Annotated in this window: 25 protein-coding genes; all 25 read left to right on the forward strand. The window is 58.8% G+C overall.

Features of this window, described 5'->3' with window-relative positions; genetic code table 11:
• The coding region (locus tag HT585_RS19475) for an EF-Tu C-terminal domain-related protein (RefSeq protein ID WP_130520932.1) at positions 1 to 75 on the forward strand (75 nt) is incomplete at its 5' end.
• Positions 76 to 389: 314 nt separating this feature from the next.
• Complete coding sequence (rpsJ, locus tag HT585_RS19480; RefSeq protein ID WP_003507767.1) at positions 390 to 698, forward strand: 30S ribosomal protein S10; 309 nt, start codon at positions 390 to 392, stop codon at positions 696 to 698.
• Between the two features lie 140 nt (positions 699 to 838).
• Positions 839 to 1525 (forward strand): 50S ribosomal protein L3, encoded by a 687-nt coding sequence (gene rplC / locus HT585_RS19485; RefSeq protein WP_176354540.1) that lies wholly within the window; start codon positions 839 to 841, stop codon positions 1523 to 1525.
• Positions 1526 to 1537: 12 nt separating this feature from the next.
• The gene (gene rplD / locus HT585_RS19490; protein WP_025426665.1) at positions 1538 to 2158 is read left to right on the forward strand and encodes a 50S ribosomal protein L4; all 621 of its coding nucleotides are present in this window, start codon (positions 1538 to 1540) and stop codon (positions 2156 to 2158) included.
• Positions 2155 to 2448, forward strand: a complete 294-nt coding sequence (locus HT585_RS19495; protein ID WP_025426666.1) for a 50S ribosomal protein L23 — start codon at positions 2155 to 2157, stop codon at positions 2446 to 2448. Before rplD ends, HT585_RS19495 begins: the two co-directional genes overlap by 4 nt.
• Positions 2449 to 2491: 43 nt before the next feature.
• The gene (gene rplB, locus HT585_RS19500) at positions 2492 to 3331 is read left to right on the forward strand and encodes a 50S ribosomal protein L2 (RefSeq protein WP_025426667.1); all 840 of its coding nucleotides are present in this window, start codon (positions 2492 to 2494) and stop codon (positions 3329 to 3331) included.
• A 15-nt stretch (positions 3332 to 3346) separates the two neighbouring features.
• Positions 3347 to 3625 carry a 30S ribosomal protein S19 gene (gene rpsS / locus HT585_RS19505; protein WP_025426668.1) on the forward strand — a complete coding sequence of 93 codons (279 nt, stop codon included), beginning with the start codon at positions 3347 to 3349 and terminating at the stop codon, positions 3623 to 3625.
• Positions 3626 to 3627: 2 nt separating this feature from the next.
• A complete protein-coding gene (rplV, locus tag HT585_RS19510) occupies positions 3628 to 4017 on the forward strand; it encodes a 50S ribosomal protein L22 (protein ID WP_025426669.1) in 390 nt (129 codons plus the stop codon).
• The gene (gene rpsC, locus HT585_RS19515) at positions 4017 to 4730 is read left to right on the forward strand and encodes a 30S ribosomal protein S3 (protein ID WP_176354541.1); all 714 of its coding nucleotides are present in this window, start codon (positions 4017 to 4019) and stop codon (positions 4728 to 4730) included. Before rplV ends, rpsC begins: the two co-directional genes overlap by 1 nt.
• A gap of 36 nt (positions 4731 to 4766) precedes the next feature.
• Complete coding sequence (gene rplP, locus HT585_RS19520; RefSeq protein ID WP_011975175.1) at positions 4767 to 5180, forward strand: 50S ribosomal protein L16; 414 nt, start codon at positions 4767 to 4769, stop codon at positions 5178 to 5180.
• A gap of 12 nt (positions 5181 to 5192) precedes the next feature.
• A complete protein-coding gene (rpmC, locus tag HT585_RS19525) occupies positions 5193 to 5393 on the forward strand; it encodes a 50S ribosomal protein L29 (protein WP_025426672.1) in 201 nt (66 codons plus the stop codon).
• A 12-nt stretch (positions 5394 to 5405) separates the two neighbouring features.
• The gene (gene rpsQ / locus HT585_RS19530) at positions 5406 to 5642 is read left to right on the forward strand and encodes a 30S ribosomal protein S17 (RefSeq protein WP_077498424.1); all 237 of its coding nucleotides are present in this window, start codon (positions 5406 to 5408) and stop codon (positions 5640 to 5642) included.
• A 178-nt stretch (positions 5643 to 5820) separates the two neighbouring features.
• Positions 5821 to 6189, forward strand: coding sequence for a 50S ribosomal protein L14 (gene rplN, locus HT585_RS19535; RefSeq protein ID WP_003536525.1), 369 nt, complete (start codon positions 5821 to 5823; stop codon positions 6187 to 6189).
• A gap of 14 nt (positions 6190 to 6203) precedes the next feature.
• The gene (gene rplX, locus HT585_RS19540) at positions 6204 to 6515 is read left to right on the forward strand and encodes a 50S ribosomal protein L24 (RefSeq protein ID WP_025426674.1); all 312 of its coding nucleotides are present in this window, start codon (positions 6204 to 6206) and stop codon (positions 6513 to 6515) included.
• Positions 6508 to 7065: a 50S ribosomal protein L5 gene (rplE, locus tag HT585_RS19545; RefSeq protein ID WP_176354542.1), complete on the forward strand. Its 558-nt coding sequence runs from the start codon at positions 6508 to 6510 to the stop codon at positions 7063 to 7065. The genes rplX and rplE overlap by 8 nt, the downstream gene beginning before the upstream one ends.
• A gap of 34 nt (positions 7066 to 7099) precedes the next feature.
• Complete coding sequence (gene rpsN / locus HT585_RS19550) at positions 7100 to 7405, forward strand: 30S ribosomal protein S14 (RefSeq protein WP_025426676.1); 306 nt, start codon at positions 7100 to 7102, stop codon at positions 7403 to 7405.
• A gap of 12 nt (positions 7406 to 7417) precedes the next feature.
• Entirely contained in the window at positions 7418 to 7816 is a 399-nt protein-coding gene (gene rpsH, locus HT585_RS19555) for a 30S ribosomal protein S8 (RefSeq protein ID WP_025426677.1), read from the forward strand.
• Positions 7817 to 7856: 40 nt separating this feature from the next.
• Positions 7857 to 8390 carry a 50S ribosomal protein L6 gene (rplF, locus tag HT585_RS19560; protein WP_053247116.1) on the forward strand — a complete coding sequence of 178 codons (534 nt, stop codon included), beginning with the start codon at positions 7857 to 7859 and terminating at the stop codon, positions 8388 to 8390.
• Between the two features lie 12 nt (positions 8391 to 8402).
• Entirely contained in the window at positions 8403 to 8765 is a 363-nt protein-coding gene (gene rplR, locus HT585_RS19565; RefSeq protein ID WP_025426679.1) for a 50S ribosomal protein L18, read from the forward strand.
• 128 nt (positions 8766 to 8893) lie between these two features.
• Positions 8894 to 9463: a 30S ribosomal protein S5 gene (gene rpsE / locus HT585_RS19570; RefSeq protein WP_025426680.1), complete on the forward strand. Its 570-nt coding sequence runs from the start codon at positions 8894 to 8896 to the stop codon at positions 9461 to 9463.
• 12 nt (positions 9464 to 9475) lie between these two features.
• The gene (rpmD, locus tag HT585_RS19575; protein ID WP_025426681.1) at positions 9476 to 9679 is read left to right on the forward strand and encodes a 50S ribosomal protein L30; all 204 of its coding nucleotides are present in this window, start codon (positions 9476 to 9478) and stop codon (positions 9677 to 9679) included.
• 13 nt (positions 9680 to 9692) lie between these two features.
• Positions 9693 to 10163 (forward strand): 50S ribosomal protein L15, encoded by a 471-nt coding sequence (rplO, locus tag HT585_RS19580; RefSeq protein ID WP_115420480.1) that lies wholly within the window; start codon positions 9693 to 9695, stop codon positions 10161 to 10163.
• 233 nt (positions 10164 to 10396) lie between these two features.
• Positions 10397 to 11737, forward strand: a complete 1341-nt coding sequence (gene secY / locus HT585_RS19585; protein WP_176354543.1) for a preprotein translocase subunit SecY — start codon at positions 10397 to 10399, stop codon at positions 11735 to 11737.
• A complete protein-coding gene (locus HT585_RS19590) occupies positions 11734 to 12312 on the forward strand; it encodes an adenylate kinase (protein ID WP_176354544.1) in 579 nt (192 codons plus the stop codon). The genes secY and HT585_RS19590 overlap by 4 nt, the downstream gene beginning before the upstream one ends.
• Before the next feature lie 231 nt (positions 12313 to 12543).
• Positions 12544 to 12912 (forward strand): 30S ribosomal protein S13, encoded by a 369-nt coding sequence (gene rpsM, locus HT585_RS19595; RefSeq protein WP_025426685.1) that lies wholly within the window; start codon positions 12544 to 12546, stop codon positions 12910 to 12912.
• Positions 12913 to 13048: the final 136 nt, after the last annotated feature.

Genomic DNA, 13048 nt, shown 5'->3' on the forward strand with positions numbered 1-13048 from the left:
GAAAAGCTGCGCTTCGCTATCCGCGAAGGCGGCCGTACCGTCGGCGCCGGCATCGTCGCTTCGATCGTCGAGTAATCGACGACGGGCGGAGTGGGCGGGGCGCATCGGTATGCGCCCCGGACATAGCCGCCCAGCAAGATTTAGTTGGTCGCACGGCTTGCCGACGACGCCGAAATAGTGCAAATGGCGCGCAAGCGTGATTTGCACGGTGCGTCGGCATTGTGCGAACGCGAAAGTACAGGCCGGCCACGGCCGCTCAAATAGGAAGGGGCAGGGGAAACCTTGTCCTTCCGATCTTTGAAAAATTAGCGGACTGGCCGAACATTAAACGAAGTTCAATGCGCGTTTCTCCACGGAAACCGCAATTAACATGAACAAGGATAAGTCGTATGAACGGCCAGAACATCCGCATCCGCCTCAAGGCGTTTGATCACCGGATCCTCGATGCCTCGACGCGCGAAATCGTCTCGACGGCGAAGCGCACCGGTGCCAGCGTGCGCGGTCCAGTACCGCTGCCGACGCGCATTGAAAAATTTACGGTCAACCGTTCGCCGCACGTCGACAAGAAGAGCCGCGAACAGTTCGAAATGCGTACCCACAAGCGCCTTCTCGATATCGTAGATCCGACCCCGCAGACCGTTGACGCGCTGATGAAGCTCGACCTCGCTGCCGGCGTAGACGTGGAAATTAAGCTTTAATAACAAGGAAGGTACGTGGACTTCGGTCCAACGGCTTCCAGAAACGGGCGACCCGACGTTCCGCAAGGGGCAGAGGGAGACCTTAAACAAGAGATGCGAAGGGGTTCGCCCCGTCGTTAACTCTCAAGAGGAATGAACCGATGCGTTCAGGTGTGATTGCACAGAAAGTGGGAATGACGCGCGTCTACAACGACGCCGGCGAGCATATCCCGGTAACAGTACTGCGGCTGGAAAACTGCCAGGTGGTAGCCCAGCGCACGGACGACAAGAACGGCTATACCGCTGTCCAGTTGGGCGCCGGCACTGCCAAGGTTAAGAACACGCCGAAGGCGATGCGCGGCCACTTTGCTGCCGCCAACGTCGAACCGAAGGCGAAGCTCGTCGAATTCCGCGTTTCCGCGGACAATCTGATCGACATCGGCTCCGAACTGACCGCAAACCATTTCGTTGCGGGCCAGCTCGTCGACGTAACCGGTACCACGATCGGTAAGGGCTTTGCCGGCGCCATCAAGCGCCACAACTTCGGCGGCCTTCGTGCAACGCACGGCGTCTCCGTATCGCACCGCTCGCATGGTTCGACCGGCTCCAACCAGGATCCGGGTCGCGTCTGGAAGGGCAAGCGCATGGCTGGTCATATGGGCCAGACGCGCGTCACCACGCAGAACCTCGAAGTCGTATCGACCGACGAAGATCGTGGTCTGATCCTGGTCAAGGGCGCAGTCCCCGGCTCCAAGGGTGCCTGGATCGTCGTTCGTGACGCCATCAAGTCGGGCACCCCGGAAGGCGCACCGCGCCCCGCGGCCGTGCACGCCGAAGCATCGAAGTAAGGGAGCCGAATAATGGATCTCACCGTCAAAACCCTCGAGGGCAAGGACGCGGGAAAGGTTTCCCTTTCGGACGCCATTTTCGGTCTCGAACCCCGTGAAGACATCATTGCCCGCGTCGTTCGCTGGCAGCTCGCCAAGAAGCAGCAGGGCACACACAAGGCCAAGGGCCGCGCGGAAGTTTCGCGCACCGGCGCCAAGATGTACAAGCAGAAGGGTACGGGCCGCGCCCGCCACCACTCCGCTCGCGCTCCGCAGTTCCGTGGTGGTGGTAAGGCTCATGGCCCGGTTGTTCGCAGCCACGCCCATGACCTGCCGAAGAAGGTCCGTGCACTCGGTCTTCGCCACGCTCTGTCTGCCAAGCTGAAGGCTGAAAACATCATCGTTCTCGATGATCTCGTTGCCGCAGAAGCAAAGACCAAGACCCTGGCAGGCGTTTTCGCCTCGCTCGGTCTGACCAATGCTCTGATCATCGGCGGCGCCGAAATCGAGAACAACTTCAAGCTCGCCGCTCAGAACATTCCGAATGTGGACGTTCTGCCGGTTCAGGGCATCAACGTTTACGACATTCTGCGCCGTGGCAAGCTCGTGCTTTCCAAGGCTGCCGTGGAAGCTCTGGAGGAGCGGTTCAAATGACGGATCTTCGCCACTACGACGTGATCGTGTCCCCCTCGATCACTGAAAAGTCGACGCTGGTTTCCGAACAGAACCAGATCGTCTTCAACGTCGCCAAGGGCGCTTCGAAGCCTGAAATCAAGGCTGCTGTTGAAGCTCTGTTCGGCGTCAAGGTTACGGCCGTGAACACGCTCGTCCGCAAGGGCAAGACCAAGCGCTTCCGCGGCTTTACCGGGAAGCAGAAGGACGTGAAGAAGGCGATCATCACGCTCGCCGACGGTCAGTCCATCGACGTCTCCACCGGTCTCTAACGGATAGGCCCATTAGGGTAAAAACCCAAAAGGGAACAATAAAATGGCATTGAAAAGTTTCAATCCGACGACCCCGAGCCAGCGCCAGCTGGTCATCGTTGACCGGTCCGGCCTCTACAAGGGCAAGCCGGTTAAGGCGCTGACCGAAGGTCTGCACTCCAAGGGCGGTCGCAACAACCTCGGCCGTATCACCGTTCGCTTCCAGGGCGGCGGTCACAAGCGGACCTACCGTCTGGTCGACTTCAAGCGTCGCAAGTTCGACGTCGAAGGCACCGTTGAGCGTCTGGAATATGACCCGAACCGCACCGCGTTCATCGCGCTGGTAACCTACGCCGATGGCGAACAGGCCTACATCCTCGCTCCGCAGCGTCTCGCTGCCGGCGACAAGGTCATCGCTTCGGAGAAGGCAGCCGTCGACGTCAAGCCCGGCAACACCATGCCGCTGCAGTTCATCCCGGTCGGCTCCATCATCCACAACGTGGAAATGAAGCCGGGCAAGGGTGGTCAGCTCGCTCGCTCGGCAGGCACCTACGCTCAGCTCGTTGGTCGTGACCAGGGCATGGCGATCCTTCGCCTGAACTCGGGCGAACAGCGCCTCGTGCACGGCTCTTGCCTTGCATCCATCGGTGCTGTATCGAACCCCGATCACGGCAACATCAATGACGGTAAGGCTGGTCGTTCGCGCTGGCGCGGTAAGAAGCCGCACGTTCGCGGCGTCGTCATGAACCCGGTTGACCACCCGCACGGCGGTGGTGAAGGCCGTACGTCCGGTGGTCGCCACCCGGTTACCCCTTGGGGCAAGCCGACGAAGGGCAAGCGGACGCGCTCCAACAAGTCGACCGACAAGTTCATCATGCGGTCGCGTCACCAGCGCAAGAAGTAAGAGAGGAAGTCTCAAGTGGCTCGTTCAGTATGGAAAGGTCCGTTTGTTGACGGCTATCTTCTCAAGAAGGCTGAGAAGGTTCGTGACGGCGGTCGTAACGAAGTGATCAAGATGTGGAGCCGTCGCTCCACGATCCTTCCGCAGTTCGTGGGTCTCACCTTCGGCGTCTACAACGGCAACAAGCATGTTCCCGTTTCGGTGTCAGAAGAAATGGTCGGACACAAGTTCGGTGAATTCTCTCCGACCCGGACCTATTACGGTCATGGTGCGGACAAGAAGGCAAAGAGGAAGTAACAATGGGCAAGGCAAAAGCCGAACGCCGGCTGAAGGATAATGAAGCGCAGGCAATTGCGCGCACGATCCGCGTCAGCCCCCAGAAGCTCAATCTGGTTGCCGCGATGATCCGCGGCAAGAAGGTCGAGCGCGCTCTGGCCGAACTCGAGTTCTCGCGCAAGCGGATCTCGGAAACGGTCAAGAAGACGCTTGAATCCGCGATTGCAAACGCTGAAAACAACCACGACCTCGACGTTGATTCGCTCATCGTTGCCGAGGCGTATGTTGGCAAGTCGATTGTGATGAAGCGCTTCCACGCTCGTGGTCGCGGCCGTGCATCGCGTGTTGAAAAGCCGTTCTCTCACTTGACGATCGTCGTTCGTGAAGTGGAAGCCAAAGGGGAGGCTGCATAATGGGCCAGAAGATTAATCCGATCGGTTTCCGTCTCGGCATCAACCGGACCTGGGATAGCCGTTGGTTCGCTGATAACGCGGAATACGGTCAGCTTCTTCATGAAGACCTGAAGATCCGCGCCTACCTGATGGAAGAGCTTAAGGCCGCCGGCATTGCCAAGGTCGTGATCGAACGTCCGCACAAGAAGTGCCGCGTCACGATCCACTCGGCTCGTCCGGGCCTGATCATCGGCAAGAAGGGCGCAGACATCGAAAAGCTCCGCAAGAAGCTTTCCGAAATGACCAACTCCGAAACCCACCTCAACATCGTTGAAGTGCGCAAGCCGGAAGTTGACGCAACCCTCGTTGCCCAGTCTATCGCTCAGCAGCTCGAGCGCCGCGTGGCTTTCCGCCGTGCGATGAAGCGCGCTGTTCAGTCGGCCATGCGTCTTGGCGCCGAAGGCATCAAGATCACCTGCGCCGGTCGTCTCGGTGGTGCCGAAATCGCTCGTACCGAATGGTACCGCGAAGGTCGCGTTCCGCTGCACACCCTGCGTGCGGACATCGACTACGGCACGTCTGAAGCTGAAACCGCTTTCGGTATCTGCGGCATCAAGGTCTGGATCTTCAAGGGCGAAATCCTTGAGCACGACCCGATGGCTTCCGAGCGTCGCGCGATCGAGAGTGACAGTCAGGGCGGCAGCAGCAGAGAGCGTCGTCGCGAAAACGCCTAACACGCGTGTGGCAGCCAATATCGGAGAATTAAAAAAATGTTGCAGCCAAAGCGTACGAAGTATCGCAAGCAATTCAAGGGCCGCATCAAGGGCGTAGCCAAGGGCGGATCTGATCTCGCTTTTGGTGAATTCGGCCTGAAGGCTCAAGAACCAAACCGCGTCAATGCGCGCGAGATCGAAGCGGCCCGCCGCGCGATCACCCGCCATATGAAGCGCGCCGGTCGCGTCTGGATCCGTGTGTTCCCTGACGTTCCGGTCACCGCCAAGCCTACCGAAGTCCGTATGGGTAAGGGTAAGGGCTCGGTCGAATACTGGGCATGCAAGGTCAAGCCTGGTCGTATGATGTTCGAGATCGATGGTGTCAGCGAAGAACTCGCCCGTGAGGCACTTCGTCTTGGTGCTGCCAAGCTCTCTGTCAAGACGCGCTTCGTGCAGCGTATCGCAGAGTAAGGAGTGAATCTCATGAAAGCCGCAGATGTTCGCGCTCTGAGCGCCGATCAACTCAACGAAGAGCTTGCCAAGCTGAAGAAAGAGCAGTTCAATCTGCGTTTCCAGAAGGCAACCGGCCAGCTCGAAAAGTCGTCGCGTATCGACGAAGTCCGTAAGGACATCGCACGCGTCAAAACAATTGCCCGCCAGAAGGCGGCAGAAGCCAAGGCCTAAGGACCACAAAATATGCCGAAACGCATTCTGCAGGGCACAGTCGTCAGCGACAAGAACGACAAGACCGTCGTCGTCAGGGTCGAGCGCCGCTTTGCGCACCCGATTCTCCAGAAGACCGTTCGCCGTTCGAAGAAGTACAAGGCGCACGACGAAAGCAACCAGTACAAGGTTGGTGACGTTGTTTCCATCGAGGAATGCGCGCCGATCTCCAAGGATAAGCGCTGGACGGTGGTTGCCGCCCAGGCTTGATTTCTGCGGGATTTGACCGCGAGACCCTTGCGTCTTGGGCAAATACCTGTATGAAGCACGCAATTGAAGTAAAGGAACGCTCGAGTCCGGGCGTTCTTTTGCTTTGAGATAGGCACAATAAGCCGGGCGAGGGGGTCTAGACCCAACCGGCCCGGTAACAACAAGAAGGCGACCTGACATGATTCAGATGCAAACAAACCTCGACGTGGCGGATAATTCCGGCGCACGTCGTGTCATGTGCATCAAGGTGCTGGGCGGCTCCAAGCGTAAGTACGCGTCGATCGGCGACATCATCGTCGTTTCGATCAAGGAAGCCATTCCGCGCGGCCGCGTGAAGAAGGGTGATGTCATGAAGGCTGTTGTCGTTCGCACCGCGAAAGACATCCGCCGTGCGGATGGCAGCGTCATTCGTTTTGACACAAACGCAGCCGTTCTTATCGATAACAAGAAAGAGCCGATCGGCACCCGTATCTTCGGACCGGTTCCGCGCGAACTTCGCGCCAAGAACCACATGAAGATCATCTCGCTGGCTCCGGAAGTACTCTAAGGGAGCGTTGAGAGATGCAAAAGATTCGTAAAGGCGACAAGGTCGTCGTTCTCACCGGTAAGGACAAGGGTCGTACCGGCGAAGTCGTACAGGTAATGCCGAAGGAAGATCGGGCTGTAGTGCGTGGCGTAAACATGGTGAAGCGTCACCAGCGCCAGACCCAGAGCCAGGAAGCCGGCATTATCAACAAGGAAGCCTCGATCCATCTTTCGAACATCGCGATTGCCGATCCGAAGGACGGCAAGCCGACCCGCGTCGGCTTCAAGATCGATGGCGACAAGAAGGTCCGCGTGGCCAAGCGTTCGGGAGTAGTGATCGATGGCTAAGTCCGCTTATGAGCCCCGGCTCAAGAAGGAATATGTCGAGCGTATTCGTGCGGCTATGCAGGAGAAGTTCTCCTACGCCAACGAAATGCAGATCCCGCGCCTCGACAAGATCGTCATCAACATGGGTGTTGGCGAATCGACTGCCGACTCCAAGAAGCCGACCGTCGCAGCTGCCGACCTCGCTGCGATTGCTGGCCAGAAGCCGGTAATCACCCGCGCTCGCAACTCGATCGCTGGCTTCAAGCTGCGCGAAGGCATGCCGATTGGTGCCAAGGTTACCCTGCGCGGCGTTCGGATGTATGAGTTCCTGGATCGTCTCGTGAACATCGCTCTTCCGCGCGTTCGCGACTTCCGTGGCCTCAACCCGAAGTCCTTCGATGGCCGTGGCAACTTCGCCATGGGCGTGAAGGAGCACATTGTGTTCCCTGAGATCAACTACGACAAGGTTGATCAGATGTGGGGCATGGACATCATCGTTTGCACGACGGCTACTAACGACGACGAAGCACGCGCTCTGCTCACAGAGTTCAACTTCCCGTTCCGTCAGTAATCCGTAACGACAAGCGTAAAGAAGGATAACTGTTATGGCGAAAACGAGCGCAGTTGAAAAGAACAAGCGCCGCCGCAAACTGGTTGCCGGGCAAGCCTCTAAGCGCGCCGCTCTTAAGGCAATCATCATGAACCAGTCTCTGCCGATCGAAGAGCGGTTCAAGGCAACCATCAAGCTGGCCGAACTGCCGCGTGATGGATCCAAGACCCGCATCCGCAACCGTTGTGAAGTTACGGGCCGTCCGCGCGCCTACTATCGTAAACTTCGCATGTCGCGTATTGCGCTTCGCGAACTGGGCAACTCCGGCCGCGTGCCGGGTATTGTCAAGTCGAGCTGGTAAGGAGACGGGCACATGGCAATGACTGATCCGCTGGGCGATATGCTCACCCGTATCCGTAACGGCGCGGCACGCCGCAAGTCGAGCGTTTCCACGCCGGCTTCGAAGCTCCGCGCACGTGTTCTGGATGTCCTTCAGGCTGAAGGCTACATCCGTGGATACTCTGAAGTCGTATTTGGCAACGGCAAGGCCGAGCTGAACATCGAACTGAAGTACTACGAAGGCGCTTCCGTAATCCGTGAGATCGGACGCGTTTCCAAGCCGGGCCGCCGAGTTTATGTCTCGGTTAAGTCCATTCCGCAGGTCGCGAACGGCCTCGGCATCACCATCCTTTCGACTCCGAAGGGTGTGATGGCCGATCATCAGGCACGCGAACAGAATGTTGGTGGTGAGATTCTTTGCTCCGTCTTCTAAGACGTAACATGATCTCCATAGCGAACAGACAGGTATAAAAATGTCTCGTATCGGTAAGAAGCCCGTTCAAGTTCCTGCAGGCGTCACGGCAAGCGTGGATGGCCAGAAGGTAACGGCGAAGGGCCCTAAGGGCGAACTGTTCTTTGTTGCAAACGACGAAGTATCGGTAGCGCTCGAAGACAATGCGGTTGTTGTACAGCCGCTCAACCAGAGCAAGGATGCTCGTTCGAAGTGGGGCATGTCCCGCACGATGATCGAGAACATCCTGAAGGGCGTCAAGGACGGTTACGAGCGCAAGCTCGAAATCAACGGCGTTGGTTACCGCGCGTCGCTGCAGGGCAAGAACCTGCAGCTGGCACTCGGTTTCAGCCACGACGTCGTCTACCAGACGCCGGAAGGCATCACGATCGCTGTACCGAAGCCGACGGAAATCATCGTCTCCGGCATCAACAAGCAGCAGGTCGGCCAGGTTGCAGCGGAAATCCGCGAATACCGCGGCCCCGAGCCCTACAAGGGCAAGGGCGTCAAGTATGCCGAAGAGCGGATTGTCCGCAAAGAAGGCAAGAAGAAGTAAGGATCACGCGAAATGGCTAGCAGGAAAGATACTCTTGTGCGTCGCGCCAACCGCGTGCGCCGTCAAATCAAGGCGGTCGCGAATGGCCGTCCGCGCCTGTCGGTTCATCGCTCGTCGAAGAACATCTACGTACAGGTTATCGACGACGTGGCCGGCAAGACGCTTGCGTCTGCCTCCACGCTCGACACCGATCTGCGTTCGTCTTTGAAGACGGGCGCTGACGCGGCAGCTGCTGCTGCCGTCGGCAAGCTCATCGCTGAGCGCGCCGTAAAGGCTGGCGTCAAGGACGTTGTCTTTGATCGTGGCGCCTTCATCTATCATGGCCGCATCAAGGCTCTGGCCGAAGCTGCCCGTGAAGGTGGTCTGAACTTCTGATCGGTTGCCAGGCGGGCCTTGTGCCCGCCTCGCACCTTCAAAAGTTTCCGGTCGCTTCCGATCCATGTGACGGGGGCGACTTTTGTCAATCTGCCGATTGCACCCGGAAAAGAAAAAGGAAAAGGACAATGGCACAGGAAAGAAGGGGTTCTCGCGAAGATCGCCAGAACCGCGAAGAGCGCGACAGCGAATTTGTCGACAAGCTCGTAGCAATTAACCGCGTCGCCAAGGTGGTGAAGGGCGGTCGTCGTTTCGGTTTCGCAGCGCTCGTCGTCGTTGGCGACCAGAAGGGCCGCGTTGGCTTCGGTCATGGCAAGGCGCGCGAAGTGCCGGAAGCCATCCGCAAGGCAACGGAAGCCGCCAAGCGCGATCTGATCTTCGTCCCGCTGCGTGGTGGTCGTACCCTGCATCACGACGTTCACGGCCGTCACGGCGCCGGCAAGGTGCTGCTGCGTTCGGCTAAGGCCGGTACCGGTATCATCGCTGGTGGCCCGATGCGCGCCGTCTTCGAAACGCTCGGCGTTCATGACGTCGTTGCTAAGTCGACCGGCTCGTCGAACCCCTACAACATGGTTCGCGCAACGTTCGACGCCCTAAAGAACCAGATGCACCCGAAGGACATCGCAGCTCAGCGCGGCATGAAGTACGCCACGCTCCAGGCTCGTCGTGTTTCCTCCGGCGCTGCTTCCGAAGAATAAGGGAGCTGACAGATGGCTAAGAAAGAAAACGCTGCGAAGACGGTTACCGTCGAGCAGATCGGTAGCCCCATTCGCCGTCCGGCCGTACAGCGTCAGACGCTTATCGGCCTGGGCCTCAACAAGATGCACCGGGTTCGCACGCTGGAAGACACCCCAGCTGTTCGCGGCATGATCCGGTCGGTCCAGCACCTCGTTCGCGTCGTCGACGAGAAGTGAGGGGGATAAGCTCATGAAACTGAATGAAATCAAGGACAACGAAGGCTCGACCAAGAACCGCAAGCGTCTTGGTCGCGGCATCGGCTCCGGTTCCGGCAAGACTGCCGGTCGCGGTGTAAAGGGTCAGAAGGCTCGTTCGGGCGTTGCCATCAACGGCTTCGAAGGCGGCCAGATGCCAATCTACCGTCGTCTGCCGAAGCGCGGCTTCAACAACATCTTCGCTTCGGAGTTTGTTGTCGTGTCGCTCGGCCGCATCCAGACGGCAATCGACGCCAAGAAGCTTGACGCTTCGAAGTCCGTCGATGCAGCAGCTCTCAAGGCTGCTGGCGTGATCCGTCGCGAAAAGGACGGCGTTCGCGTGCTGGCCGATGGCGAACTGAAGGCGAAGATCTCGCTCGAAGTTGCAGGCGCTTCCAAGTCGGCGATCGAAAAGATCGAAAAGGCTGGCGGCTCCATCAAGCTGCTTTCGGCTGCTGCCGAATAATATTACTGATCAACCGCCCGGGGTGCTTCACTCCGGGCGGTTTTGCTCCCATATGTGAGCCTCACGTCCGCGATGGCGAATCGCTCGCCTCGGCGGACATAGCGGAAACCACGGTGAGGCATCCGATTGCAGACACAATCGCCTCGCGTCCGGTTTTCAAGACGAAAAGTTAGTCCTTCCGGAACGGACAGGGTACTCCCGCTGATTCCGAGATTTGGTACGCGGAGAATTGCATGGCTTCTGCAGCGGAACAGCTCGCCTCGAACCTGAATTTCTCGACTTTCGCCAAGGCGGAAGATCTGAAGAAACGACTGTGGTTCACGCTTGGTGCGCTTTTGGTCTACCGTCTTGGCACCTATATCCCGCTGCCCGGCCTCAATCCGGACGCGTTTGCGCAGGCCTTCCAGGGCCAGAGCGGCGGTATCCTCGGCCTCTTCAACATGTTTTCGGGCGGTGCAGTGGAGCGCATGGCGATCTTCGCGCTCGGCATCATGCCCTATATCTCTGCCTCGATCATCGTTCAGCTGATGACCTCCGTCGTGCCGGCGCTGGAACAGCTGAAGAAGGAAGGCGAGCAGGGTCGCAAGATCATCAACCAGTACACCCGTTACGGTACGGTGCTTCTCGGCGTCATGCAGGCCTACGGCATTGCAGTCGGCCTTGAGAGCGGCAACGGCCTCGTCAACGACCCGGGCTGGTTCTTCCGCATTTCCACGGTGATCTCGCTGCTCGGCGGCACGATGTTCCTGATGTGGCTCGGCGAGCAGATCACCTCGCGCGGTATCGGCAACGGCATCTCCCTGATCATCTTCGCCGGCATCGTCGCCCATCTGCCGACGGCTCTGGCCGGAACGCTCGAACTTGGCCGCACGGGCGCACTTTCGACCCCGCTCATCCTGGCGATCATCGTCATGATCGTTGCCGTCATCGCGCTCATCGTCTTCGTCGAACGCGCCCAGCGCCGGTTGCTGATCCAGTATCCGAAGCGTCAGGTTGGCAACCGTATGTTCCAGGGCGACACCTCGCACCTGCCGCTGAAGCTGAACACCGCGGGCGTTATCCCGGCGATCTTCGCGTCGTCGCTGTTGCTGCTGCCGGCAACGCTTGCTGGCTTTGCCAACACTGCGACGCTGCCTGGCTGGGCGACGTCGATCGTCAGCGCGCTTGGTCACGGCCAGCCGCTCTACATGGTGCTCTACGGCGGCATGATCGCGTTCTTCGCCTTCTTCTATACGGCTATCGTCTTCAATCCGAAGGACACGGCCGACAATCTGAAGAAGCATGGCGGCTTCATTCCGGGCGTTCGTCCGGGCGAGCGCACCGCCGAATACATCGATTACGTCCTGACGCGCATCACCGTGCTCGGCGCGATCTATCTGATTTTCGTCTGCATCCTGCCTGAAATTCTCATCGCGCAGACTGGTGTGCCGTTCTACCTTGGTGGTACGTCGCTTTTGATTGTTGTCAGCGTTACCCTTGATACGGTAGCACAGATCCAGGGTCACCTCATTGCTCAGCAATATGAGGGGCTGATCAAGAAGTCGAAGCTGCGCGGAGGGAAGAGGGGACGATGAGACTGATTTTTTTGGGACCGCCCGGAGCTGGCAAGGGGACGCAAGCCAAGCTTCTGACGGAGAGGTACGGTATTCCGCAGCTTTCCACAGGTGACATGTTGCGGGCGGCCGTCGCCCAGGCGACAGAAGTCGGCAAGCGGGCCAAGGCCGTCATGGACGCCGGCCAGCTCGTCTCTGATGCGATCGTCAACGAGATCGTGTCGGACCGGATCGATGCCCCGGATTGTGCCAACGGCTTTATCCTCGACGGATATCCGCGCACGGTTCCGCAGGCGGTCGCTCTCGGCGAGATGCTCAAGGGCAAGGGCTTGAAGCTCGACGCCGTTATCGAGCTCAAGGTCGACGAGACGGCGCTTGTAAAGCGCATGGAGAATCGCGTAGCGGAAACCATCGCTGCGGGCGGCTCGGTCAGATCGGACGACAATCCGGAAGCCTTCAAGCGTCGGCTGACGGAATATCGCGAAAAGACCGCACCTTTGTCGGAACACTATGCCGGCACCGGTGAGCTGAAGACGGTCGATGGCATGGCCGATGTGGATGCCGTGACTGCACAGATCGAGAAGATTCTGGCTTAGACCCTGGGTCTTTGCCGAAAAGGAACCGCCGGGGAGTTGACTTTTCCGGCTGATTCCGCCAAAGACAGCGCCAACTCGCGACATGGGAGCGATCGGCGCGGTCTTCAACGAAACGAAGTCCGGGTACGGTCGTTTTTGACGTGTCTCGAACCTCAATCAACGTGCGGCTCTTGAGGTCGCGTAACGAAGCACCTATTGCCGGATGGCAACTGGAACGCAAGGAGAATAGACGTGGCACGTATCGCTGGCGTCAACATCCCGACGGCAAAGCGCGTTGTTATCGCGCTGACCTACATTCACGGGATCGGACCGAAATTCGCACAGGAAATCGTCGAGAAGGTCGGTATTCCGGCTGATCGTCGTGTGCATCAGTTGACGGATGCTGAAGTTCTTCAGATCCGCGAAACGATCGACCGCGACTACCAGGTTGAAGGTGACCTGCGTCGCGATACGTCGATGAACATCAAGCGTCTGATGGATCTGGGCTGCTACCGCGGTCTGCGCCATCGTCGCAGCCTGCCGGTGCGCGGTCAGCGTACCCACACCAATGCCCGCACCCGCAAGGGTCCGGCAAAGGCGATCGCCGGTAAGAAGAAGTAATTTCCCGAATAGGGAGATTGGGAGGCTGGCGCACGCGCCGGCCTCCTTTTGCAGTTTGGGAAGGGCGATGCCCGACCGTTGCGAAGCCGGATCGGTTTCGTGAAATGCCTGCAGGGCCGGTTCCTCCGGTCCTGGA

The organism is Ensifer oleiphilus, from assembly GCF_013371465.1.
Taxonomy (GTDB): Bacteria; Pseudomonadota; Alphaproteobacteria; order Rhizobiales; family Rhizobiaceae; genus Ensifer; species Ensifer oleiphilus.